The organism is Parerythrobacter aurantius (genome assembly GCF_045291475.1).
Classification (GTDB): domain Bacteria; phylum Pseudomonadota; class Alphaproteobacteria; order Sphingomonadales; family Sphingomonadaceae; genus Parerythrobacter; species Parerythrobacter aurantius.
The window spans coordinates 2048186-2072629 of the sequence record NZ_CP147985.1 but is presented as its reverse complement, the minus strand read 5'-3'; the positions used below and the strand labels follow the sequence as shown (position 1 = coordinate 2072629).

19 protein-coding genes and 1 riboswitch are annotated in these 24444 nt (G+C 65.6%); of the genes, 6 read left to right on the top strand and 13 right to left on the bottom strand.

The genetic code is table 11. The features are described 5' to 3' along the window. Window positions 1-30: 30 nt before the first annotated feature. On the top strand, window positions 31-1245 hold the full coding sequence (locus tag WAB17_RS10370) for an argininosuccinate synthase (RefSeq protein WP_435417271.1): 1215 nt from the start codon (window positions 31-33) through the stop codon (window positions 1243-1245). A gap of 945 nt (window positions 1246-2190) precedes the next feature. Beyond that, window positions 2191-2664 carry a septal ring lytic transglycosylase RlpA family protein gene (locus WAB17_RS10365; protein WP_435417270.1) on the top strand — a complete coding sequence of 158 codons (474 nt, stop codon included), beginning with the start codon at window positions 2191-2193 and terminating at the stop codon, window positions 2662-2664. Window positions 2665-2671: 7 nt separating this feature from the next. Here WAB17_RS10365 and WAB17_RS10360 read toward each other — a convergent pair whose 3' ends face one another. The 6 genes from WAB17_RS10360 to uvrA form a co-directional block, all read right to left on the bottom strand. Further along, window positions 2672-3304 carry a putative 2OG-Fe(II) oxygenase gene (locus WAB17_RS10360; RefSeq protein WP_435417269.1) on the bottom strand — a complete coding sequence of 211 codons (633 nt, stop codon included), beginning with the start codon at window positions 3302-3304 and terminating at the stop codon, window positions 2672-2674. 80 nt (window positions 3305-3384) lie between these two features. After that, complete coding sequence (locus WAB17_RS10355; RefSeq protein WP_435417268.1) at window positions 3385-3612, bottom strand: hypothetical protein; 228 nt, start codon at window positions 3610-3612, stop codon at window positions 3385-3387. A 154-nt stretch (window positions 3613-3766) separates the two neighbouring features. Further along, window positions 3767-4972, bottom strand: coding sequence for a hypothetical protein (locus tag WAB17_RS10350; protein ID WP_435417267.1), 1206 nt, complete (start codon window positions 4970-4972; stop codon window positions 3767-3769). 370 nt (window positions 4973-5342) lie between these two features. Next, the gene (locus tag WAB17_RS10345; RefSeq protein ID WP_435417266.1) at window positions 5343-5486 is read right to left on the bottom strand and encodes a hypothetical protein; all 144 of its coding nucleotides are present in this window, start codon (window positions 5484-5486) and stop codon (window positions 5343-5345) included. 116 nt (window positions 5487-5602) lie between these two features. Continuing rightward, complete coding sequence (locus WAB17_RS10340; RefSeq protein ID WP_435417265.1) at window positions 5603-7426, bottom strand: DUF4209 domain-containing protein; 1824 nt, start codon at window positions 7424-7426, stop codon at window positions 5603-5605. A 25-nt stretch (window positions 7427-7451) separates the two neighbouring features. Beyond that, entirely contained in the window at window positions 7452-10367 is a 2916-nt protein-coding gene (uvrA, locus tag WAB17_RS10335; protein ID WP_435417264.1) for an excinuclease ABC subunit UvrA, read from the bottom strand. Window positions 10368-10787: 420 nt separating this feature from the next. Between uvrA and WAB17_RS10330 the strand changes: the two genes are divergently transcribed. Further along, window positions 10788-11408, top strand: coding sequence for a hypothetical protein (locus WAB17_RS10330; protein ID WP_435417263.1), 621 nt, complete (start codon window positions 10788-10790; stop codon window positions 11406-11408). Window positions 11409-11410: 2 nt separating this feature from the next. Here the strand turns inward: WAB17_RS10330 and WAB17_RS10325 are convergent, their stop codons facing one another. After that, window positions 11411-13480, bottom strand: a complete 2070-nt coding sequence (locus tag WAB17_RS10325) for a TIR domain-containing protein (RefSeq protein WP_435417262.1) — start codon at window positions 13478-13480, stop codon at window positions 11411-11413. A 185-nt stretch (window positions 13481-13665) separates the two neighbouring features. Here WAB17_RS10325 and WAB17_RS10320 point away from each other — a divergent pair, with 185 nt between their 5' ends. Both WAB17_RS10320 and WAB17_RS10315 read left to right on the top strand, forming a co-directional pair. After that, a complete protein-coding gene (locus tag WAB17_RS10320) occupies window positions 13666-14004 on the top strand; it encodes a hypothetical protein (RefSeq protein WP_435417261.1) in 339 nt (112 codons plus the stop codon). Window positions 14005-14238: 234 nt separating this feature from the next. Further along, window positions 14239-16440, top strand: a complete 2202-nt coding sequence (locus WAB17_RS10315; RefSeq protein ID WP_435417260.1) for a M3 family metallopeptidase — start codon at window positions 14239-14241, stop codon at window positions 16438-16440. Window positions 16441-16450: 10 nt separating this feature from the next. On the opposite strand, the gene WAB17_RS10310 is transcribed toward WAB17_RS10315, so the two are convergent. From WAB17_RS10310 to WAB17_RS10285, 6 genes are read right to left on the bottom strand one after another with little or no spacing between them, the layout of a single operon-like run. Continuing rightward, on the bottom strand, window positions 16451-17449 hold the full coding sequence (locus tag WAB17_RS10310; RefSeq protein ID WP_435417259.1) for a hypothetical protein: 999 nt from the start codon (window positions 17447-17449) through the stop codon (window positions 16451-16453). Window positions 17450-17493: 44 nt separating this feature from the next. Then, window positions 17494-18285 (bottom strand): N-acetylmuramidase domain-containing protein, encoded by a 792-nt coding sequence (locus tag WAB17_RS10305; protein WP_435417258.1) that lies wholly within the window; start codon window positions 18283-18285, stop codon window positions 17494-17496. A gap of 49 nt (window positions 18286-18334) precedes the next feature. Then, a complete protein-coding gene (locus tag WAB17_RS10300; protein WP_435417257.1) occupies window positions 18335-19084 on the bottom strand; it encodes an ABC transporter ATP-binding protein in 750 nt (249 codons plus the stop codon). Then, the gene (locus WAB17_RS10295; protein WP_435417256.1) at window positions 19081-20034 is read right to left on the bottom strand and encodes a FecCD family ABC transporter permease; all 954 of its coding nucleotides are present in this window, start codon (window positions 20032-20034) and stop codon (window positions 19081-19083) included. Before WAB17_RS10295 ends, WAB17_RS10300 begins: the two co-directional genes overlap by 4 nt. Further along, window positions 20031-20834 carry an ABC transporter substrate-binding protein gene (locus tag WAB17_RS10290; protein WP_435417255.1) on the bottom strand — a complete coding sequence of 268 codons (804 nt, stop codon included), beginning with the start codon at window positions 20832-20834 and terminating at the stop codon, window positions 20031-20033. The genes WAB17_RS10295 and WAB17_RS10290 overlap by 4 nt, the downstream gene beginning before the upstream one ends. Further along, on the bottom strand, window positions 20831-22657 hold the full coding sequence (locus WAB17_RS10285) for a TonB-dependent receptor plug domain-containing protein (RefSeq protein WP_435417254.1): 1827 nt from the start codon (window positions 22655-22657) through the stop codon (window positions 20831-20833). The genes WAB17_RS10290 and WAB17_RS10285 overlap by 4 nt, the downstream gene beginning before the upstream one ends. Window positions 22658-22862: 205 nt before the next feature. Next, window positions 22863-23049, bottom strand: a riboswitch (cobalamin riboswitch). 193 nt (window positions 23050-23242) lie between these two features. Here WAB17_RS10285 and WAB17_RS10280 point away from each other — a divergent pair. Further along, window positions 23243-24406: a cell wall hydrolase gene (locus WAB17_RS10280; RefSeq protein ID WP_435417253.1), complete on the top strand. Its 1164-nt coding sequence runs from the start codon at window positions 23243-23245 to the stop codon at window positions 24404-24406. Window positions 24407-24444 lie beyond the last annotated feature (38 nt).

The window sequence follows — 24444 nt, the reverse complement described above, 5'->3', positions numbered from 1 at the left end:
AGGCGCGCCGCCAATCAAGGAGTGCCTCGAATGTCCGATATCAAGCGTGTCGTCCTCGCCTATTCCGGCGGACTCGATACCTCCGTCATCGCCAAGTGGCTCGAGGTCGAGCGCGGGCTCGAGGTGGTGACCTTCACCGCCGATCTCGGCCAGGGCGAGGAGCTGGAACCGGCGCGGGCCAAGGCGCGGGCGATGGGCATTCCCGACAAGCACATCTTCATCGAGGACCTGCGCGAGGAATTCGTGCGCGACTTCGTCTTCCCGATGATGCGCGCCAATGCCCGCTATGAAGGCGACTATTTGCTCGGCACCAGCATCGCCCGCCCGCTGATCTCCAAACGGCTGGTCGAGATCGCGCACGAGACCGGTGCCGATGCAATTGCGCACGGTGCAACCGGCAAGGGGAACGACCAGGTCCGCTTCGAGCTCAGCGCCTATGCGCTCGATCCCGACATCAAGGTCATCGCGCCATGGCGCGAATGGGACCTCGCCAGCCGCACCGCGCTCATCGCCTGGGCCGAGCAGCACCAGATCCAGGTGCCCAAGGACAAACGCGGCGAGAGCCCGTTCTCGACCGACGCAAACCTCCTGCACACCTCGTCCGAGGGCAAGGTGCTGGAGGACCCGTGGGAAGAAACGCCGGACTACGTCTATTCGCGCACGGTGAACCCGGAAGATGCGCCCGACACGCCCGAATACATTACCATCGACATCGAAAAGGGCGACGGCGTGGCGCTGAATGGCGAAGCGATGAGCCCGGCGACCCTGCTCGCCGCGCTCAACGATCTCGGCCGCAAGCACGGCATCGGGCGGCTCGACCTGGTCGAGAACCGCTTCGTCGGCATGAAGAGCCGCGGCATGTACGAGACCCCGGGCGGCGAGATCTATGCCCGGGCGCATCGCGGGATCGAGCAGATCACGCTCGACCGCGGCGCGGCGCATCTGAAGGACGAGTTGATGCCGAAATATGCCGAGCTGATCTACAACGGCTTCTGGTTCAGCCCGGAACGCGAGATGCTGCAGGCGGCAATCGATCTCAGCCAGGAAAAGGTCAGCGGGACCGTACGGCTCAAGCTCTACAAGGGTGTGGCGAGCGTCGTGGGCCGCAAGAGCCCCAATTCGCTCTATTCCGAAGCCCATGTCACCTTCGAGGACGATGCCGGCGCCTACGACCAGAAGGATGCCGAGGGCTTCATCCGGCTTAATGCCCTGCGGCTGAAGCTGCTCGGCAAGCGGGATCGCTGAGACGGTTAGGTTCGGTATCCGGATGCTGCAGCGCAACATTCGCGATTATTTGCCGTGTGGACGCGAAACTTTCGCGATGAATCGACGAGTGGTTGAGTTATCCACCGTCGTCCACAGGTGAATCGGGGAAAAGTGGAAAAGTCACTCTTGTGACAGTTGCCAGAATCGGTCTTCGGGCGCACCTTCAAGTCATCGAGAGCGACGGAAGGTTTCAGGTTTCTCATCCGAAAGGATTGAAAAACCAGAGAAATTCCAGAACAACCGATGTGACAGCGGCTGTCCCCGCGACTTGCGAGGGTTGCTTGCAGAAGGCTTCGGCCAGAGGCAAGCCCACCTTATGACCAGGATGCGGAAGTTCGCTGACACGGCCGGGAGAGACCGGTCGGGAATGAAGGGAAACGGAGGCTTCGGCCGATGGGAACCGGAAAGAACGGCCACCAAGGGATCGAACGGCTGCGGGGAAATCGATGGAGCCAAGGTTGGCAGGAACGGGTTTCGGCCCGGGATAGCAGGCCTTCCAACGATGGAACCGGATGCCGGTGCGAGCGCCGGTGACAGAACGCGGGCCTCCGGGCACGCGGAAAGACATCGGGCGCCAAGCGCTTCCGAAAACGGACCGCTCTCGGGCGGAAAGCAGAAGGAAGACCACGCGCTGGTGAGAGTGGGGTCGGCAGCAATGCCGGCCCCATTTGCATTGGCGACAGCGCCGATTCGGCCATCTCCGCGCCGATGCGGAACCAAGCCGAGCCAAGGTCGTTTTGAGTGGAATGAGCGAAGGATAAGCGCTCAATTCGTCGTATTGACGGTGCGTTCCGAGGTGAACCGAGCCTGAATCGCGGCCAAATCATGGCAGGTGACTCCTTCTTTATGATTTGACGGCGTATGCGCGCCGCCATGATCGAACGGTCTGTCTTGAATCCCTGGCGCGCCATCTCGGCCACTGCCATGGCAGTGCTTCTGGCCCTTCCGGCGCAGGCTTCGACGCCCGTCGCCGCTGCCGCCACCTCCGAATTCGCCGCATCCTTCGAGAGCTTCGAGGCGCTCCCACTTCCGCCGCAGCCGCAGGGCGATGCGGTCGACATGCAGAGTTTCGAACCTCCGGTGGAGGCAGAGCCGGAAACCCGCTCGCTCGGCATGGGCATCGCATCCTATTACGCTGCCAAGTTCCACGGTCGCCGTACGGCCAGCGGCGAGCGCTTCGACAACGGCGCCATGACGGCCGCCCACCGCAGCCTGCCCTTCGGCACGCTGGTGAGGGTGACGAACCCGCGCACCGGTGCTTCGGTCATCGTGCGCATCAACGACCGCGGGCCGTTCACCAAGGGCCGCACCATCGACCTGTCGCGCGCGGCGGCCGAGCAGGTCGGCATCGTTGCCGCAGGCCACGGCACGGTCGAGATCGAGATCGTCGAGAGCTGACCGCGGGCTAGAGCTTCAGCTCGCTCACATCCCTGAACGAACCGATCGTCCCGCGCACGAAGGTGTTGAAGGCGATCGAGTAGCGGTTCGCGCTCGAGTTGTTCACCTCCACATAATGCTGCAGCGCGCTGGAGAAGAGCACCAGGTCGCCCTTCTTCGGGACGATCGCGTTGCGCGGTGCGTTGTAGATGTTCTGCTTGCGCCCGTCGATCGCCAGCTCGATCTGGCGGTAGCCGTTGAAGCGTTCGAAGATCATGTTGCCCGGCGGGTCGGGCATGTCGGTGTAGTAGAGCGAGCCCGAGATCATCGAGTTCGAATGCGTGTGCCCGTGCATCCCCACGCCGGGCGGGTTCATCAGCGCCCAGCTCTGCGTCACTTCCAGCCGCTGCGGAATGCCCATCACCTCGGCGGTGTAGGTGTCGAGCCCCTGCTGCACCGCTTCGGCGATGCTCTTCATCTCGGGCCGGGCAAAGAGGTAGAGCTCGTCCGAGATCTGGTTGACCTGGTTGGTGTTCATCCTGAGCGACTGGATGAACTTCACCTGCTTCGGCGCGATCGCATCGGCGATGTTCATCACGAAGTAGGGTTCGGCGAACAGCGGCTTCACGTCGAACGGGCGGGCGGTCTTGGCAGTAGCCATCGTCGGGCGGTTCCTCGCAGGCTTGATACGCCCGCCGCTGTGCCGCAAGCCCGCCGCCTTCGCAAGCGGATGCCCCCGGTTTACCCCTTTCGCCCGGTCTTGCGCGCGCGCCCGCCGATCACCTGCTTGACCTCCGCCCGCGCGGCATCGAAGCGTTCGATGGTGGAGCGCATGGTCTCCCCCGGCTCCAGCCGCAGGGCCGAACCGCAGCCGGCACAATCCGCCTTCTCCCCCGCCAGCAGCGAGACCGGATCGATCGCGATCGGCGTCCGGCATAGCGGGCATGGCAGGCTTGTCGTGGCAGTCACGCTGGGTCCCCTCCGTTGAATACGTCCCTTGCAAGCGGCTGATAGGCGAGGACAATTCCGCCCGATTGGACGAATGCGCCATCGCCAACCCGGCATTAACCCTGCCCGTTCACCCTCCCTGCCCGGGCGCGGTCGGCACAAGGCTGCGGCCGCATTAACCATCCGCAGAAGACTCCGCGCCAGGGTCATCCCCGGCCTCCACTGATGCATCCCCCGCCATCAGATCCGCGGCGACCCAGCCGCCCCCGGGCGCGCGGGCAAAGCGCTGGTCCATCGCCCCCACGCGCCACCATTCGGGATCGCCGGCGAGGAAGGCGTCGATCTGGCATTCCTCCACCTCCTCCACCGGGCCGAGCAGGCCGGGCGCGGGCGCATCGGCGGGCCGCGCCTCGTCCATCTCGTCGAGCAGGCGGCTGACCGGCGGATAGTGCGGGCAGTCGCGGCAGGCGGGCCAGGTGGGCGCATCGCAGCACGGCCCCGCCCCGCCGCCGGCATTGCAGACCGACTCCGGCCCGTCGCCCGTCATGTGCCAGTGCAGCGCCCCGCCATCGGTGCCGAGGCGCGCGCCCGGGCAATCGCAGGGGATCGCCCGCAGCGCCTCGTCGCGAAGGCGCGTGGACCGGTTGTTACACTGTCCAGGGGAAGAATTTTTTGCGCCAGCCCCGGCAACTGAAACCCGTTCGGGCTGAGCTTGTCGGAAGCGAAGCTGATCCACGGGATCAACCCCCGCCTCCACCACCGGCTGTTCCTCGCCGCGTTCGAAGCGGGCGAGCGCTTCGTCGAAATCCCCGGCAAAGGCGTTGACCCGTTCGTCGCCGACCAGCCGGTCGAGCCGCGCCAGGTGCGCCAGCAGCAGCCGGTCGGAATAGCGGGTGCGGGTGGCGACCGCCTCGCCGTGATAGAACACCTGTTCCTCCACCCCCTCGAGCGCGCGGCAGGCGAGCACATCCTCCGCCACCGCCCGCGCGGCGAGCAGCGCCGCATCCCAGGCGAGCCGGAACTCCGCGCTGGCCCGGCGCAGGCGATAGGCGGTCTGGTGGCTGACCCCCGCCGCCACCGCAGCCCGCCGCACCGCGCCGCACCCGGCCAGCGCGGCGAGGAAGGCGACCTGCCGATCGCGGGTGAAGAGGGTGTGGGGATCTTCGGGCTGCTCGTGCCCACCCCCAGCCCCTCCCGCTTGCGGGAGGGGAGCGAGACTTTCCGAGCCGCAGGCGAGGCTAGTCGCAGCGGGGTGGGCCTGCCCAACCCCGATCGGCTCCCACCCCCGCCCCGCCGGATGCGCCAACCCCCGCGCCTGCCAGCTCTCCGACGGCGTGCCGGGAATGTCCCCCGGCAAAGTGAACTTGTCGGGCGCGTTCATGCGGCGTCTCCCACATTGGCGGAGGGCAAGGACACGGTCGGCGACCAGCCGACCGCGAAGCAAAGCTGAAACGGCAAGGCCGGGACAACCGCGGAAGCAAAGTCGAAGACGCAGCTGGCCAAAGGCCACCTGCAAGCGCGCCCGCGCCTTTGCGAGGGAACCAAGCGAGCCGGACGGCCCGCGCCCGGCGTTTGAGGGACGAAGCAGGAAAGATTCATGGGATCGGTCCTTGGCTGGGAAGCACCCAGTCAGCGCACCGGGTGCGCCGTTAAAAAGTGCAGGACCGAGTCATGTATGCGACATGGGGGCCTGTAGGACAGCACCGACTTGACTTTGCGCGCTGCGCAAACACACTCGGCCGCCGCGCGCGCTAGACCGTCTGCACCGAAACCCGCGCCACGCGGCACGCGAGCCGGACATTGCCGTTGAGCTGGAGGCTCTCGAGAAACTCCCCCTGCGCGCGCGGGGTGAAGATGGTGTGGGTGTCGGTCGGAAGGGTGATAAGGGCGTTCATGGTTCACCTCATGGAGTGGAGTGAACCGGATTATTTATGCGGGGATTGGAGTGTAGGACAGCAGCTTGTTGACCGTACTCAGTACCGCTGACCAGATGCGCTACTTGTCAGGCTACTCAAAGGCGCGACTGTAGATGATTCTTCACTTGCTCCCATTTTGCGCCGCTCAAAGGAAGGACGACCAGAGAAAACAACAGCTTGCAGGCATAGATGTAGGACGACGAATAAAATGAGCTATCGGAACTAAGCCCATGGCAAAAATTGTGCCGTATTTTGGGTCCGAGTGGATGTACGAAAAGATTTTCGATCGCAAAAACGATGTTCGTCCCGAAAACCCGTTCAAGCGCATCACGGTGGTCGCTTAAAAGCGGCCCTAGTCCAATCGTTTGCTCGATTCCTCCCGTAGATATTGTAGTATCCAAGCGCCCCGCTCCGACGACCATCGCGCGAAGTCCCGACTCCAAGTAAGGAATTAGACAAGCCGATGCGACAATTTCATCGCCATACAGAAAAGCTTGCAACCCCTTCGCCATAATGTGTTCGGCACCGCTTGGTACAAAGGGAGATATGCGACAAATTTCAAACAAAAGATTTTCATCAACTCTGAATTCATTGATGATTTTTTGTCGGACGGGCGAGATTGCTGCCGCCACCGCCAATCCCATGTGAATTTGTTGGTGCTGAATGATCTTGTGGCGAAGTGTGTCCTCGCTCTCAATTCCTCCGCCTGTCCTTGCGGTAGTCCGCCCCTCATTGTCCAAAATTGCGGTGGAGAAAAGAGAGGACAGCGGAAACCTTTCTGCCTCTGAGCGCGCGTTCTCACGAAGGTGCTCAGGATCCTTCGGCAATTCCGCATGCGCAAGTTGTCGGATTGAGTCCAAAAGGTCTAAACCATCGTAGGCGCCAACAATTCTTGTCACCTCCGCGCTGATGTCAGTTGAGTGAGAAATCGGCGTGAATTCGTCCGACATATGCAACTGCGCTTCCCGCAGTTTCTCGTGAAGGCTTTGCCTTTTTTCTTTAACACCGCGAATACCATGGAGACTGTCAATGGCCTCTTGGAGAGCATGGGTTTTCAGGAATGCCGCGTCAGACTTATCAGCACGGGTTTCATGTATCTCAGCGAGTTTAAGTGCTGCCTTAGTTGGTACTTCTCGATTTTCCGACCTCGTCGTCTCCACGCGAATTTGCAATTTCTGCAGTTCCTCCGCCACTGAGAAATCCTCGCGCTGAAGTGCCGCCTCGACTTTTTCGGGCAGTGGCTTAAGTACGTCACGGACATCAAGACCAGCTTCGAACGCCAGATTGCCAAAGCGTGCAATGGTCATACCTCCTTCCTCAATGGCGAGCTCTACCAGCCTTCGACCGGTCTCTTTAAGAGCGTCATTGTCCTTGCGCTCCCAGCCTAGTGCACGAGCGATGACGAGAGCCCTTGCGAGAAAATTCTGGCTAGATACACTGAGAGCACCCAGACTCTCGAAACGAAGGGAGCCGGTCCCATCGATCAATCGCCTGAGCATTGTAACATAGCCGTTGATGGCATCTATGCCGCTTTGGTATCGCCTCTTATCGCGGGTCCATACTAAATCAGAAACTCGTGTTCGAAGAGAAAGAGTCTCAATCTCTTCTCGTATTTCATCAAGCTGATCGATTGCAGCTTGCTCCATATCAGAGCCGATCATTGATCGAGATCCATCCGTCCAACTCAATATATTGGAGAACGGTTCTGCACGGTCGTGAGGCTTGAAATGAAAACTGCAAATCGCGGCAAAAAGTCTTAAAACTTTTGCGCGACTTCCGTCACCAGCCTTATCAGCCTCATTGGCTGCTTCGCGCAATTTGCTGTCAAACGCTTCCACGTCGACACACATCTTTTCGTCAATTAGGTCATCGATTTTGACTGCGCGGATCTCGTCGGCAGTGAATGCCTCTAGGTACATCGGCCCTCCATAAATTTTCGGATTTTTACTCCGCCGCCTCGCTAACCCGCTCCAGCAACGGCTTCAGATACTGCCCCGTAAAGCTCCGCGGCTCCCGCACGACGTCCTCCGGCGTCCCTGACGCGACAACCTCGCCCCCGCGCACCCCACCTTCCGGCCCCAGGTCGAGGATAAAGTCCGCCGTCTTGATCACATCCAGATTGTGCTCGATCACCACCACGGAATTCCCCTGCTCTACCAGCCGGTGCAGCACTTCCAACAGTTTGCGCACGTCCTCGAAGTGCAGGCCGGTGGTCGGCTCGTCGAGGATATAGAGTGTCTGCCCGGTGCTGCGGCGGGCCAGTTCCTTGGCCAGCTTGACCCGCTGCGCCTCGCCGCCGCTCAGCGTCGTCGCCTGCTGGCCGACCTTGACATAGCCGAGGCCGACTTCGTTCAGCATATGCATCTTGTCGCGGATCGGGGGGACGGCCTTGAAGAACTCCTCCGCATCCTCGATCGTCATGTCGAGCACGTCGGCGATGCTGTGGCCCTTGAACTTCACCTCCAGCGTTTCGCGGTTGTAGCGGCGGCCGTGGCATTCCTCGCACGTCACATAGACGTCGGGCAGGAAGTGCATCTCGATCTTGATCAGCCCGTCGCCCTGGCACGCCTCGCACCGGCCGCCCTTGACGTTGAAGCTGAAGCGGCCCGGCTTGTACCCGCGCGCCTGCGATTCCGGCAGGCCGGCGAACCAGTCGCGGATCTGGGTGAAGGCGCCGGTGTAGGTGGCGGGGTTGGAGCGCGGGGTGCGGCCGATCGGCGACTGGTCGATCTCGATCACCTTGTCGCAGAATTCGAGGCCGGTGACCTTGTCATGCGCGCCCGCGATCACCCGCGCGCCGTTGAGCGTGCGCGCGGCCGAGGCGTAGAGCGTGTCGATGGTGAAGCTGGACTTGCCGCTGCCCGAAACCCCCGTGATGCAGGCGAAGGTGCCGAGCGGGATGGAGGCGGTCACATCCTTGAGGTTGTTGGCCCGCGCGCCGTGGACGGTGAGCTGGTGGCCGTTGCCCTTGCGGCGTTTCGCGGGCACCTCGATCGCGCGCCGCCCGGTGAGGTAATCGGCGGTGAGCGAGTTCTTGGCCTTCTCGATCTGCTTGAGCGTGCCCTGCGCCACCACCTCGCCGCCGTGCACCCCGGCGCCGGGGCCGAGATCGACGATATGGTCGGCGGTGCGGATCGCGTCCTCGTCATGCTCGACCACGATCACCGTGTTGCCGAGGTCGCGCAGGCGCTTGAGCGTTTCGAGCAGCCGGTCGTTGTCCTTCTGGTGGAGGCCGATGGATGGCTCGTCGAGCACGTAGAGCACGCCGCTGAGGCCGGAGCCGATCTGGCTGGCGAGGCGGATGCGCTGGCTCTCCCCGCCGCTCAGCGTGCCGCTGGTGCGGTCGAGGTTGAGGTAATCGAGCCCGACATTGTCGAGGAAGCCCAGCCGCTCGTTGATTTCCTTGAGGATGGCGCGGGCGATCTGCTGCTGGGTGTCGGTCAGCTGCGCCTCTAGGCCGAGGAACCACGCCTTGGCATCGGCGACGCTCATCTTGACCGAAGTAGCGATGTCGGTGCCGGCGACCTTCACGCTGAGCGCCTTCTCGTTGAGGCGCTTGCCGCCGCAGGTCTCGCACGGCTGCGCGGTCTGGAACTTGGCCAGCTCCTCGCGCATCCACGCGCTGTCGGTCTGCCGCAGGCGGCGGTTGAGGTTGCCGATCACCCCCTCGAACGCCTTGTTGACGGTGTATTCCTTGCGCCCGTCCTTGAAGGTCAGCGGCACGGCATAGCCGCCGGTGCCGTGCAGGATGATGTCACGCTGGTCGCGCTCGAGCTCGTTCCACGGGGTGGTGAGGTCGAACTTGTAGGCCTTGGCGAGGCTTTGCAGCACCTGCATGTAATAGGGGCTCGGCGGGTTGGACTTGGCCCAGGGCACGACCGCGCCCTGCTTGAGGCTGAGGCCTTCGTTGGGGACCACCAGCTGCGGATCGAACAGCATCTTTTCGCCCAGCCCGTCGCAGGTAGCGCAGGCACCCTGCGGCGCGTTGAAGGAGAACAGCCGCGGCTCGATCTCCTCGATGGTGAAGCCGCTCACCGGGCAGGCGAATTTCTCGCTGAACACGATGCGGTTGGGCGGCAGCCCTGCGCCCTTCATCGCGCCGCCTGAATCGTCCTCGCCCTCGCGCCCCGGCACCACGCCATCGGCCAGGTCGACATAGGCCAGCCCCTCGGCCAGCTTCAGCGCCTGTTCGAAGCTGTCGGCCAGCCGCGTCTCGATCCCCGGCTTCACCGCGATCCGATCGACCACCACCTCGATGTCGTGCTTGAACTTCTTGTCGAGCGCAGGCGCGTCTTCGATCGCGACCATTTCGCCGTCGATCCGGACGCGGGTGAAGCCGGCCTTCTGCCATTCGGCCAGTTCCTTGCGGTATTCGCCCTTGCGCCCGCGCACCACCGGAGCGAGCAGGTAGAGCCGCGTGCCTTCCGGCAGCGCCATCACCCGGTCGACCATGTTGCTGACCGTCTGCGCCTCGATCGGCAGGCCGGTGGCGGGCGAGTACGGCACGCCCACCCGCGCCCACAGCAGGCGCATGTAGTCGTAAATCTCGGTCACCGTCGCCACGGTCGAGCGCGGGTTGCGGCTGGTGGTCTTCTGCTCGATCGAGATCGCCGGGGAAAGCCCGTCGATATGCTCGACATCGGGCTTCTGCATCATCTCGAGGAACTGGCGCGCATAGGCCGAAAGGCTCTCGACATAGCGGCGCTGCCCCTCGGCATAGATCGTATCGAAGGCGAGCGACGACTTGCCCGAGCCGGAAAGGCCCGTGATCACGATCAGCGCATCGCGCGGCAGGTCGATATCGATGCCCTTGAGGTTATGCTCGCGGGCGCCGCGAACGGATATTTTGGTGAGAGCCATAGGCGGTCCAAGTGGGGTGTGTTGCGATCAGAGTCCAGCGGGGCTTTGGCCCATGACCCGAAGGGTGAGCCAAAGCCTCTACGTTCCACATATGTTCGCATCGCTCGCCCTGTCGGTCAAGCCCGGCGGGGCACTTGCGCCCGGCGCACCCCGATGCACGTCCCCGTAGTGCGAGCGATGAAGCCATGACGTCACTTTACATTGGCGAGGTTTGGGCGCAGCTTGCACTCCACCGGGGCCGGACGCAGCATCGCAGGATGCGCCTGGCCGGGGACATGGCGCGAAGGGCCGGCCTGAAAGGCGCTCCTTCACAAAGCGCCGGGCCACCGGACCGTCGGATCGCATTGTCGGCACACTGCAACTGCCAGTCCCTCGCAGTACGTGTGCCCTGCATCGATCCAGAGGGACGGGAGGACCGCAATGGAACAGCAGACCTACACGCAGACCAGCAATGTGCAGGGCAGCAAGCCCGACCGGACGATGACCATCACCGTCACGCCGACGCTGGTGTGGAAGAAGAGCACCCCGCCCTACGACATCGAGGCGACCCGGACCTTTTCCCTCACTGCGTCCATGCCCGACATGACCGGGCGCGTCCATGCCGACGGGGACATCATCCTGAATCCGCTGCCGTCCCCGCAGAGCTACAGCGGCCGGGTGGATATCACCTTCGTGCTCGACACCAGCCAGATGAAGGACGCCAGCGGCATCAACCCGGTCCAGGGCCGCTGGGCCCTTGCCACCGAATACAGCGGCACCGGGCCGGTGACGGGATTTTGCTGGTTCTGCAACGTCACGAATGTTTCGCAGGGGCAATATGACACCACCCCGATCAATGTTCCGAACATGACGCCGTCGCGGACCAGCGACACGCAGATATTTGTCGATGACGATACGCCGGGTTCGTCCAATACGCCCTACGGCTATTGCCTCGGCCTCGTGCTGCCGCAGTACGGCAATTACTACATGACCATCGATCCGATCGTAACCGGCAAGAGTGGGGGCGGCGGCAACCCGCCGACCTTCATGCTGAAGGAATAGCGCTATCGTTCGGCGAGATAGGCGGGGTGCCTGTAACCCCGCCTGTCGAGCTCCCTCGCCACCTTGCCCGCCTCTTCGAGGCGTCCAAGCCGTTTGAGGACGACGTACTTCTCGCTGAGCGCCCACTGAGTTCCTGACAACCTGTCCATGGCGGTCTGCCACAGCTTTGCTGCCTCGGCACGTCGGCCAAGGCGCGCTTCCACATCGCCGGCCAGGCGATAAAGACCGCCGACGTATCCTTCGCCTACTCCGGCCAGCGAGCTGCCGGCCGGTTGCTTGACTTGCCTCGCGGCCATTTCGGCCAGCGAGAGGTCACTCGACGCCAGACCGAGCTGAAGGCGTACCTTCAACGACCGCGCCGGAAAATCCTGGGTCCATGTCTGGTTGGTTGGATCCTTCCGTGCAAGTTTCGCGGCGAGCGCATCGGCACTTGTCAGCAACTGACGAGCATAGCCGAAGCGCCGGTCGTAGATGGCGTTCTCCGCCTGGAGATAGAGCGTCCCCACATCCGTATGTTGCCATTCGGTATTGCTCGGCTCCAGCCCGCGAAGCTCCCCGATCATCCGCAGGGCGGTTTCGCCAGCCTCGATCGAACCCTCTAGGTCGCCGGCATCGATTTTCGCCACGATCATGTAGTTCCAGGCGATGGCCAGCCGGTTGCGCGCCGTGGCATTTCCCGGCTCGCGGCGGAGAACCGCCTCGTAGATCGCGATCTCCCGCTCGTGCAGCCCGATCGCCTCGGCGGGCCTCAACAGGTTCTTGCGCGTCGCGCCGAGCCAGTTGACCATCGACCCCATTTCGATCTGCCGGTCGGCATTCCACGGCTCGGTCGCGACGACGGCCTCGATCTGCTCGAGCCCGTGGGCGAAGGCTTTGTCTGCCTCCGGATACCGGCCAAGCTTGTCGTACATGACGCCGAGGTTGGTTTCGGCGTAGCTGCTTTCCAGCCGCCATTCCGGCTTCTTCGGATCGAGCGCCACCAGTTGGTCGGCGAGCCGCTTGTATTCGCGGAACTGCGCCTCGGCTTCCCTGTTCTCGCCCCGCTCGTAGGCGATGTAGGCGACCCAGAACACGCTCTGCGCGTGGTCGAAGATGCGCTGCGCATCGTCGGGATTACGCGCCAGCAGCTCGCCCGTGGTGCGCGCCGCCTGCCGGAAAGCCTTCAGTCCCGACTCGCTGTCGCCGCGGATGTTGCGCACCTCGCCCACCAGGTGCAGCGCGCGGCTGCGGCGGCCGAGCGAGTCCGGGTCGAGGCTCGCTAGTTTCTGGCGGGCGTAATAATCGAGCGCACGTTCGCCGACCGCATCGAGCGCATCCAGCCGCCCGACCGGCTCCAGCTTGTCGCGCAAATCGGTCAGCATGAATTCGATCAGCCCGTCGGCCTCGGCCCGCTGGCGTTCGGCCTCGTTGCGGGCGCGCACCGCGACCAGCGTCAGCGCGCTCATCACCAGCGCCAGCGTGACCGATGCGGCGACGACGATGCGTGCGCGGATGGCGCGGCGACGGTCGTCGCGGTTGACGAGCTCGTCCAGCCCGACGCCGAGCATGGCGGCGGCGAGCTTGAGCCGCGCGCGGCGCTTGCCGTCGCCGGTGATGCGGGCATCGGCCGCCAGCGGCGCATCAGCCAGCGGCGCGCCCACCGCCATATCCTCGCCCACCCCATGCGTCAGCGCGCGGGGGAAACATTCGCGTTCCTGATCGCCCGGCTCGCCATCGACGATCAGGGCCAGCACCTTGGCCGGGTCGCGCCGGGTCTTGAAGAAGGCGATCTCGCGGTCGACCCATTTCGACCTCGCCGAATTGGGCGAGCAGATCACGACCAGGAATTCGGAATTCTCCAGCGCGGTTTCGACCGCCGCGCCGATGCTGGCGCCGGCGGCTTCCTCCTCGCGGTCCTTGAAGATGGGTTGCAGCCGCGCCGGAACCGGGCCGAGCGCGCCTTCCTTGCCTACCAGCGCAGCCGGGGTGCGATAGGTTTCCAGCGCATGGTGGGCCCACTTGCCCCACGCGGCATCGGCCCAGCTGTAGCTGATGAAGGCCTTGTACCGATATTCGCTGCGCTGTTCGCCCATCCCCGCTCGCATTCCGCCGACGCGCACGGGTTTCGCTACCTCAGATCCCCGGGCGCGACACCGGGCCGTATACTACCCGAACGCGAAGGCAGCGCAACTTGCACCGTGACCGCCGTCCGTACTGGCTGCGTTAAGGCTGCATGGTCCATGTCGCGCGGCACGGGAAAAACGGAGGGTCGCACCACATGCCTATTACCGCTCGCCTCGGCGCGTTCGCGCTGCTTGGAGCCATTGCTTTCATCCCCGCAACCGCTTCGGCCGACGATCCGCGCGATCCGACGATGCAGACGAAGGAGGCGCGCGAGCGCGACCGCCAGATCATCCGTCGGCTCAACCAGGAACAGCTGGACTATGTGCGCCGGCGCGATGCCGAATATGCCAAGGGCTGGGAGGCGACACGCCAGCACGAAAAGGACATGGAGCAGTATCGCCGCGATATGGAGCGGTACGAGCGCGACATGGCCGAGTGGCGCTACGCGGTCAAAATGTGCCGATCCGGCCACCGCGAGTACTGCGCCCGCTGAAGCGGTTTGCGGGGCAGCCCCGGCACCGGCCCGCTGTTCGACAAACCCGCAGCCCGGTTCGACCGGCAACGCGGGCGAAGCTGTCGCAGGCTTGCATTGCCCGGCAATCTCCGGTTCAACCGGCGCCAGTCAGACACCCTGCTGTGGGGGCAGCGCGGGATCGTATCTTGCTGCTCCTCCAGCCTCACCTCGCGTCCGGCGGCCTGCCGGGACGCGGCATGATTGGAGATCCAGATGAAGGCCCATATCCTGGCCACCACCGCCCTTGCATCGCTGGCACTGGGCTCGCTCACCGGCTGCCAGACCGCCCCCGGCGGCGAAGGCGCCGCCGCGCCGGCCAGTGCCGCGCCGGCCATTCCGCAGGGAACGGGCTATTTCGCTTCCGACAGCACGCTGCCCTTCCTCGCCCCGGATTTCGGCAAGATTTCGGAAGCCGACTATATCCCCGCCTTCGAACAGGGCATGGCGATCCAGAAAGCCGAAGTGCAGGCGATCGTCGCCAACCCGGCCGCGCCCACGTTCGAGAATACCATCGTCGCACTGGAGAAATCGGGCCGCATGCTGGGCCGGGTCGGCCGCGTGTTCTTCGCCCTGACCGGGGCCGCGACCACCCCCGGCCTCGATGCGATCGAGACGGAAATGGGGCCCAAGCTGTCGGCCCATAGCGATTCCATCACGCTCGACCCGGCCTTGTTCGCCCGGGTCAAGGCGGTCTACGACCAGCGCGCCAGCATGAGCATGACGGTCGAGGACGCGCGGCTGCTCGAAGAAACCTACAAGGGCATGGTCCATGCCGGCGCCCTCTTGACCGATGCCCAGCGCGAACAGGTCAAGGCGATCAACACCGAGCTTTCGACCCTCACCACCCAGTTCAGCCAGAAGGTCCGCGCCGCCACCAACGACCAGCCGCTGGTCGTCGACACCAAGGCGGAGCTGGCCGGGCTGAGCGAGAGCGATATCGCCGCCGCGGCCAAGCTGGCGGCCGACAAGGGCTTCCCCGGCAAATATGCGATCGCGTTGCAGAACACGACGCAGCAGCCGCTGATCCCCGCGCTCACCAACCGCGCCACGCGCGAGAAGCTGTTCAAGGCCAGCTACCACCGCGCCGACGGGACCAATCCGGCGCATGACACCCGCGTGCTGCTGGCGCGGATCGCCAAGCTGCGGGCCGACAAGGCGGCGCTGTTCGGCGAGGAGGACTGGGCCAGCTACGCCATGTACGACCGCATGGCGCAAAAGCCCGCGACCGCGCTCAAGTTCATGACCGACATGGTGCCGGCCCTCGCCGCCACCCAGCGCCGCGAGGCGCAGATGCTCAATGCCGCGATCAAGGCCGACGGCGGCGACTACACCGTCCAGCCGTGGGACTGGTACCGCTACGCGAACAAGATCAAGGCGGAACAGTACCAGCTCGATGAAGAGAAAATGTCGGAATATTTCGTGCTCGACCGCGTGCTCGAGGACGGGGTCTTCTACATGGCGGAAAAGCTCTACGGGCTGACCTTCAAGAAGCGCAGCGACCTGCCGGTCTATCACCCCGACGTCAGCGTCTACACCGTGTACGATGCCGACGGCAGCGAACTCGGCCTGTTCTATTTCGATCCCTTCCAGCGCGACGGCAAGCGCGGCGGGGCGTGGATGTCGAACTTCGTCGACCAGAGCTACCTGTGGGGCACCAAGCCGGTGATCTACAACGTGCTCAACATCCCCAAGGCCCCGGCGGGCCAGCCGCAGCTGGTGAGTTACGACAACGTCAACACCACCTTCCACGAATTCGGCCATGCGCTGCACGGCTTCTTCGCCGACCAGAAATACGAAAGCCTCTCGGGCACGGCGACGGCGCGCGACTTCGTCGAATATCCCAGCCAGGTGCACGAGATGTGGGCGACCTGGCCCTCGGTGCTGCAGAACTACGCCAAGCACTACAAGACCGGCGAGACGATCCCGCAGGAGATGATCGACAAGATCGAGGCGGCGAGCAAGTTCAACCAGGGCTACGATTTCGGCGAAGTGGTGGAAGCCGCGCTGCTCGACATGAAGTGGGCCGCGCTGTCGCCCGCCGAAGCAGCCGCGATCGACACGCCGGAAGAGGTCGATGCCTTCGAGCGCAAGTCGCTGCAGGATCTCGGCCTCGAAATCGGGCTGGTCCCGCCGCGTTACCGCAGCACCTATTTCAACCACATCTTCAGCGATCCGGAAGGCTATTCGGCCGGCTATTACAGCTACTTGTGGACCGAGATGCTGGACCGCGACAGCCGCAAGTGGTTCCGCGACAATGGCGGGCTCACGCGGGCCAACGGCGACCATTATCGCAAGACGGTGCTGAGCCGCGGCGGGACGATGGATTATTTCGAGATGTTCCGCACCTTCGCCGGGCGCGATCCCGATGTGACCCCGATGCTCGAAGCGCGCGGGCTGACGGGCAAGCCCGAGTAAGCGCTCGCCGTCAGGCCAGCGTCTGGACGAGCGGCAGGTCGAGACCGGCCTGCCGCGCGATCAGCGCGACCCACTGGCCGACCTGCGCGATCTCCTCTTCGAGCCTCGGGTCGTTGCCGGCCGCCTCGTCGCCGGCAAAAGCCCCACCGAGCTTGGCATGCTGCGCGAACACCGCGCCCGAAGCGAGCGTTGCGGCAAGCCCAGGCTCCGCGCCGAGGCCAAAATGCGCGAAGACCGCCGCCAGCGTGTTCTCGCGCGCGGCATCGAACCGGTCGCCGTCGAGCAGGCGCAGTCTTTGCGGGTCGATGCCGGCCATGTGCCCGCCGAGATGCAGGGCGAGATACCGCTGGTTCAGCAGCCAGGCGAGGCCAGCCGCCTGCATGTCGGTCATGGCGAAGGTTTCCCGACCGTCCATCCCGAAATCCATCCCGGCATAGCCCTGCAGTTCGAGGAACAGCTTGCGGCCCCAGTGGCGCCCCATCAGGCCCTTGCGGGCGACGGAATGCAGGAACACCGGCAGGTCGTTCGTCATCAGCACCGCGCGCGCCCCGGGCCGCACCCTGAGCAATGCGGGCATCAGCATGTTGGCATGGTTGGTGGGCTTCACCACCACCGTCTCCCCCGGCACATGGGGTCGGGCCAGCAGGGCGAGGACGGGGCCGAGCAAGGGCGCCGCCGCTTCGCCCGCATTGACCAGGCTGGCGATGATGCCCGGTTCGTTGAGGCCCGCCACCACCCCCGGCGCATCGAGCGCGCGGACCAGCAGGGTCGACCGGCAGAAGGCGGTATGGAAGACGAAATGCAAGGCGCCCTCGTCCGGCTGCATCGCGGCTACGTCGTCCCAGCCAAACGTTGTCCTGTCGCCCGGCGCCGGCTCACGGTCGGCGAGGAAGCCTCGCTCGGCCAGCGTCGCACGCGGCACGCGGATGAATTCGACCTGCCTTGCCGGCACGTCGATCCGGTGCGGCAACCAGGCGGGATCGGCAGCGATTTCGGCAGCGTCGGGCATGGATGACGGGACTAGCCGAAAGCGCCACCTGCGCAAGTCCGCCATCAGTCGGCGAGCAGCGCAGCCCAGGTCCGCCGACCCACCACCCCGTCGGCCGGCAGCCGCCGCGATTGCTGGAACCGCCGCACCTGCGCCAGCGTCACCGGCCCGAAAATTCCGTCGGCCGGGATCCCGAGCCGTTCCTGCAGGAACGCCACATCCCGCCCGCGAGCACCCTTGCGCAGCACCCGGCGCGCGGCTGCCTCACCAAATCCGGCAGCGACAAACCGGTCATGCGCGGCGGCAAGCTTCTCGTCATACCGGTTGAGGCGGTAGTTCCGGCCATTGTAGCCGCGCGCGAAGCCGGCCCAGTCCTGCCGTCGCAATTCGTCGCCGAGGCCGCTTGCCTCTATAAAGGCGATGAAGGCATCGAGCTGCCGGTCGGCACCCGCCACCATCGCCCCGACGAAGTCTTCGATATCGTCATACCCCGCGAGGCGATGGTTGAAGCCCATGATCTGGAAGGCACCCCAGCTGGCGGAGCGTAGCGCCGCCGCCCGGTCGAGCGCCACGGCCTCTTCCAGCCGGGCGTATTCGCGCGCTCCGCCGCTGTAGCCGCCGGGCACCGGTGATGATATCCGCGGGTGGGAGGCGGTCCATGCGCCCTCCGTCAGGCGGTGGAACCAGTGCCGTTCGAACAGGATCTTGGGCCGCCCGTCCGGCAGGTAGCCGCCATCGAGGCTTTCAACCTCGGCGATGGCGCGCACCGCCGCCACGCTGGTTCGCAAACGCCGCGCGGCGCGCTCGAAATCTGCATCGGTCAGGGGCGACGGGTCGCCGACGAATTCGCTCTGCATCCGGCATATCCTTCCATTGGGGGGATGGAACTTGCATCCGGAGCGATTCTTATTGCGGGCTGCCCCCTGTAGGACAGCAGGAAAGCGCCAGCGCGCCCGCCGGGCCGACCCAACTGGCTTCGACGCCGAAGACGCGGGCAATGACGTCGGGCGCCAGCGCCTCGTCAGGGGGGCCACTGGCCGCGAGCATGCCCTTGTCGAGAACCAGCACATGGTCGGCATGGTTCATGGCCAGCGCCAGGTCGTGCAGCACGAGAACCACCCCTGCCCCTTGCATCGCCGCGCCGCGCAGATGCTCGAGCAAAGCAAAGCGGTGGGAAAGGTCGAGCGCGGCAAGCGGTTCGTCCGCGAGGATCCAGCGGGGCTGGCCTGCCAGCACCCGGGCCAGCAGCGCACGGGCTTTCTCGCCGCCCGACAACCGGCTCACCGGACGATCGGCCAGATGGGCGAGGTCGAGCGCGGCGATCGCCCGCGCGACCGCTTCCTCCCCTGCATCCCGGTGCGGCAAGCGGCCCAGCGCAACCAGGCTGCGCACGGCCACGTCCCAAGCGACCTCGCCATCCTGCGGCAGGTAGCCGATGGCCTTGGCGCGCTCGCGCGGCGGCATGGCGGCGAGCGGCTGGCCATCGAGTGCCGCTTCGCCGCCATCGACCGCCAGCAGGCCGGCAAGTGCCGACAAAAGGCTCGACTTGCCCGCACCGTTGGGGCCGCAGATGGCGGTGATCGTGCCCGGTTGGAGCGTGCAGCTGACGTCGGCCAGGCGCCCGGCCAAGGTGAGATTGCGGGCGGCGAGCGTCATGCCAGTCCCCTCCGCATACGCAGGAGCAGCCACAGGAAGAACGGCGCGCCGATGAGGCTGAGCCCGATACCGAGCCGCAGTTCGGTCACCAGCGGCAGCACGCGGACGATGCTGTCGGCCACAAGCACCAGTAGCGCCCCGGCCAGCGCGCTTGGCAGCAGCAGGCTCGACGGTCTGCGATCGGTCAGCGGGCGAACCAGATGCGGCACGACCAGCCCGACGAAGCCGATGATGCCGGCGACCGCTACCCCGCTTCCCACGGTCAGTCCAATGCCGAGGATGAGCCATGCCAGCAGCCGGCCCGGCTCGACACCGAGCGAGCGCGCGGCGGCCTCGCCCAAAGTCAGCGCATCGAGCCCCCGGGCGGTTCGCCACAGGCAGCCTATGCCGAGCGCGGTCAGCGGCGCGGCGAGATACACATCCTGCCAGCTCCGGTCGGTCAGCGCGCCCATCAGCCAGGTGACGATCTGGCTCATGGCAAAGGCGTTGGGGGCAAGGCTGATGGCAAGGCTGGTCAGCGCCCCGGCGAGGCTGGCGATCATGAGGCCCGCCAGCGTGAACAGGGCGATGCCGCCTGTGCGCCCGGCGATGAGGGCCAGCAAAGCCATCGCCCCGCCTGCGCCGGCCAGCGCGAACAGCGGCAGCAGGTAGGCCGAGGCGGCATAGCCGAACCAGAAGCTCGCCACCGCGCCCAGCGCCGCGCCGGGTGCGATGCCGAACAGCCCCGGATCGGCCAGTGGGTTGCGCAGATATCCCTGCATCGCCGCCCCCGCCGCACCAAGCCCGGCGCCGATGGTGATCGCCAGCATGGCGCGGGGCAGGCGGAGTTCCATCAGGATCACGGCGGCATTGGGCGTCGTCGCGGGGTCGATCCACACGCGCCCGGCCAGCAGCGACAGCGGGAGGGCGACCGCAAGAAGAACGAGAAGGACGAGCGTGGCCCGGGTCATCCGCGCACCGCTGCCAGCCGTTCGACCGCGCGGATGATACTCGGCCCGCCGCAATAGAGCAGGTTTGAGGCGAAGCGTTCGGTCCGCATGCCGGTCAACCGGGCCAGCGCCGGGTGCAATTGCGCCCGTTCGTTTCCGGCCACCAGCAGCAGCTCCGGAGGATCGGACAGAAGTCGCTCGAGCGAGAGGTAATCCGCCTGCTGCATCCCGCGCGCGGCACTGTGGCTGGCAAGGCCGGTATGCGCCATCAGCTCGGAAACGAGCGTACCCTCGCCGGGGACGATCCCGCCATCCTGCCACAGCACGGTCGAAACCGATGGGCCGCCATGGGCGGTTGCCGCCAGTGCCGCGTCGATCCGTCCGACCAGCGCCCTGCCCTTGCCCGGCTCCCCCGCCACGGCGGCAAGCTGTTCAACCTGTGCCTTGCTGTCGGTCACCGTCGAGGCGATTCCCAGCATCTCGACCTGCACACCCAGCCGCTCGAACGCCTTGACCGTCGCCGGGTCCATGAAGGTCGAACCGACCACTATATCGGGATCGAGCGCGAGCACTTCCTCGACCGTCCCGCCGGTCGCGGGAAAGCTGCGGGCCTTGGCGAGGTCCATCGAGGTTGCTGCCAGATCCTGGCTGTAATGGCTGATCGCCAGCAACTGCCCCGGTGCGACGACCTCGGCGAGGATGGCATCGGCGCAGGGATTGAGGCTGACGACGGTGGGGTGTCCGGTCGGCGCACCGATGGGCTGCGGCGATCCGCAACCCGCCAGTGCCGCGCAGGCGATGAGGCCCGCGCAGGCCCTCAAAAGCCGAACCTCACCCCGCCGAACACGCCGCGCCCGGCCTGACCGTAACCTGCGGCGGTCTGGTATCCCTCGTCGAACAGGTTCTCGACGCGGGCGAACAGAACCAGCGGTCTGTCCCCGTCCCGTTGCGCCACCGGCAATTCGGCGCGCAGGTCAACGAGCGCGTAACCGTCGAGCGTGACGGTGTTGGCCGCATTGTCGAACGAGTCCGAGACCAGCCGCACATCCGCGCCGAGCACGGGCCGGAACATCGCACCGCTGCCGGCCGCACTGTCCCAGTCGAGTGCAAGATTGACCGAATGGCGCGGACGCCGGGCGAGCGCCTTGCCCGTTTGCCGGTCCTCGCTGTCGATCAGGCTGTAGACCAGGCGCGTGCGCAAGGTGCTGCCCAGCATTGCGCCCGCCTCCAGCTCGAGCCCCTGCGCCCTCGCCCGTGCGACATTGTCGTAGGTCCCGAAGGGGCGGCCGGTGCAGATGCCGCCGGTCACGCCGAAGCAACTGACGAACTGGATCAGGTCCTCGCTGTCGCGGCGGAACACGGTTGCGGCGGCATAGAAGGGGGCGTTGCGGTCGCGATAGGCGAGGCCGAGGTCGAAGCTGGTGCTCTTTTCCGGCACCAGCGACTGGTTTCCGAAGTCGCTGAACAGCTGGAACAGGCTCGGCGCCTTGAAGCCCTCGCCGACGCTCGCCTTCAGCCTCAGCTGCGGCGCGACTTCGTAGCTGACATCCGCGCCGAAGCTGGTCGCCCCGCCGAACCGCGCATGGTCGTCATGGCGCAGCCCGACATGGCCCGACAGTCCGGCGAACTCGATCCCCGCCTGCACATAGCCGCCGATGATCCGTGTATCTTCGCGCGCCGAGAAGTTGGTTTCGTAGCTGGTCCATTCGCCGTCTGCGCCGAAATTGACCAGCAGGGGCCCGATCAGGCGGTATTCGCCCTTCACCTCGACCCGGTCCGAATGACCGTCACTGGTGAAGCCCGGGTCGTTGCCGAAGGCAGGGTCATAATTCGCCCGCTCGGTATCGGCGAAGCTGTAAGCCGCCTGGACGAACAGCGGACCATTGTCGTGCAGCAGGCCCACTGCGCCGGAATACTGGGTCGTATCCTGGTATTCATCTGTGTCGGACAAGGTGAAGGTCGGAAACGGAAAGCCGTCGATCTCCAGCCGGCCTTCGGCATACCGCCCATTGGCGAACAGTTCGGTGGTCGAGGAGAGAAACACGCGCCCGCGAGCGCCCAGCGCATACTGCTCGAAGCCGTCGCTTTCGGTGCCGCTCGCCGCCGAGGAGAAACCGTCGCTCGAGTAATATCCGCCGGCGAGGCTCAGGAAGCCGAAGTCGCTCTCCACGCTGCCCGACAGATTGCCGCTGAAGGTGTCGCGCGATCCGTACTCAGCGCCGCCCTCGATCCCGCTGTCCGACCGCGTGCGCGCGGCAAGGACTCCGCCGATGGCATCGCTGCCCCAGACGGTCGAATTGGAACTGCGCAGCAGGTCGATCTGGGCGATCGTGCCCGGAAGCAGGTTGCCGAAATCGAAGCCGCCGGCCGGTGAGGACGGATCATTGACCCGCACGCCGTCGACAAGCACCAGCAATTGCTCGGCCTCCGCCCCGCGCACACGCACGCCGGTGAAGCTGCCGACGCCCCCGTTGCGGCTATAGGTGACACCGGGAACGCGCTGGAGGATGCGGACGATATCCTCGCCCTGCACCCGCTCGATCTCGTCGCGGGCGATGATGCTGACCGGCTGGCCGGTGTCCTCTGGCTCTATCGGCGTGCCGGTGACGGTGATGGTAGTCGGGTCGTTACGCTGAGCTGCCAATTGGCAGCACCCACCGCCCCAACCTTCGGGAAAGTCGCCAGCAACCTCCTCCTGCGCCGCCAACGGCACCGAAACCACCGCACAACTCAACAAGAACAGAAATTTACGCACACTTCCTCCATCACAAGCAAACGTCGCTCATGACGGAGCTTCGCGGGAGTGCGAGAGCCCTTTCGCCTTGCCATCGGTACACCCCGCCCGGCAGCTCGAACGACCGTCACCGGCAGGTCTCCTGGCTCCCGGATCGTCGCTTGCCCGCCGCCTTCCCGGCACAAAGCCAGTGGCACATGGCGGGATCGCTCCCCGGTCACAGTTGCGGGGGCAGCGGATGCATCGCACATCCTTCCCTCTTAGGTCCGATCGCTCGGACAACCCATGACGTCGCGGGCCGGATAGGCCCGGTCCGGCAGGCTGGCAAGCGTTTACGGTCGGCACAGTCGCCCGGTAACCCCGCGTTGACCACGCGGCTTAACCCCGTCTTGCAGCCTGTGCCGCCATAGGACGACGCCAATTCCCGCGTCGCCTGCTGCGGCATGCGCGGATAAGGGCGATACTGCCCGGACACACAGCTGCAAGGCACCCCGCTTGACCCGACCCGATGCCCCCGATGCCCCGCGCTTCGCCTTCCAGCGGCGACGCAGCTGGGGCGACCGGCTTGGCGGCAAGCGCGGCAAGGCATTGCTGGCGCTGTTCGCCGCGGTAACGGTCCCCGCGATGGCCGCGCCGTCCGAATGGGGTGCCTTCGGCATCGGCCGGGAACAAGCCGACCTCACGCCGGAAGTCGTGCCCATGGCGTTCGAGCAACCGGGCGGCAGCTTCCCGGGCTCCGCCTTCTACTATGTCGATGCCAGCGCAGAGATGGCACAGGGCGTCAATGGCGTTCTCGATACCACGGCCGGCAACGGGCGCTATTTCGACCCGCTGACCGTGCTTGCCGGAGACCCATCCCAAGCCGTCGAAACCCACGATGCCGGCCCCTCGGCCCGCGCCTTCCGCGGCGGCGGGAGCGGCCTCGACATGGCCCGCGCGACCCAGTGCCTCGCCACCGCCGTCTATTACGAAGCGGCCAGCGAAAGCATCGGCGGGCAGAAGGCCGTGGCGCAGGTGGTGCTCAACCGCGTCGCTCACCCGACCTATCCCAACAGCGTCTGCGGCGTTGTCTACCAGGGCAGCGAGCGCAAGACCGGGTGCCAGTTCAGCTTTACCTGCGACGGCAGCCTGCGCCGGACGCCTTCCGCACGCGGCTGGACGACGGCGCTGCGTGTCGCGCGCGAGGCGCTGGCCGGCGACGTCTACGAGCCGGTCGGCCTCGCCACGCATTACCACACGATCTGGATCAGCCCGTACTGGGCGCCCAGCCTCGACTTCATCGGCGTCATCGGCGCGCACCGCTTCTATCGCTGGCGGGGCGCGGCGGGCCAGCCCTCGGCCTTCCGCACGGTCTATATCGGCGGCGAGCCGCTGCCCCGGCCCAAGCCGCAGACATCGCTGGCGCAGCCCGAGAGCGATCCGCTCGATCCGGTCGCCCTCGCCCGGGCCTACGAGGACGCACGCAAGAAGGCCGAAGCCGATAGCCGTGCCAGCGGAGCCAGTCCCGGCCGGGCCGCAGCCCCCGGTCCCGCCCCGCGCTATACCCAGGAGATCGAGGAACGCGGCGGCGATGCCCAGTTCCGGGCTGAGAAGCTGCCGCAATCGGGCACGGTGCGCGAGGAATTCGCCAATGCGGGCAAATGGAAAGAACAGCCCTGACCCTGTCGCCAGCGGCAAAAACTTAACACGCCCGAAAC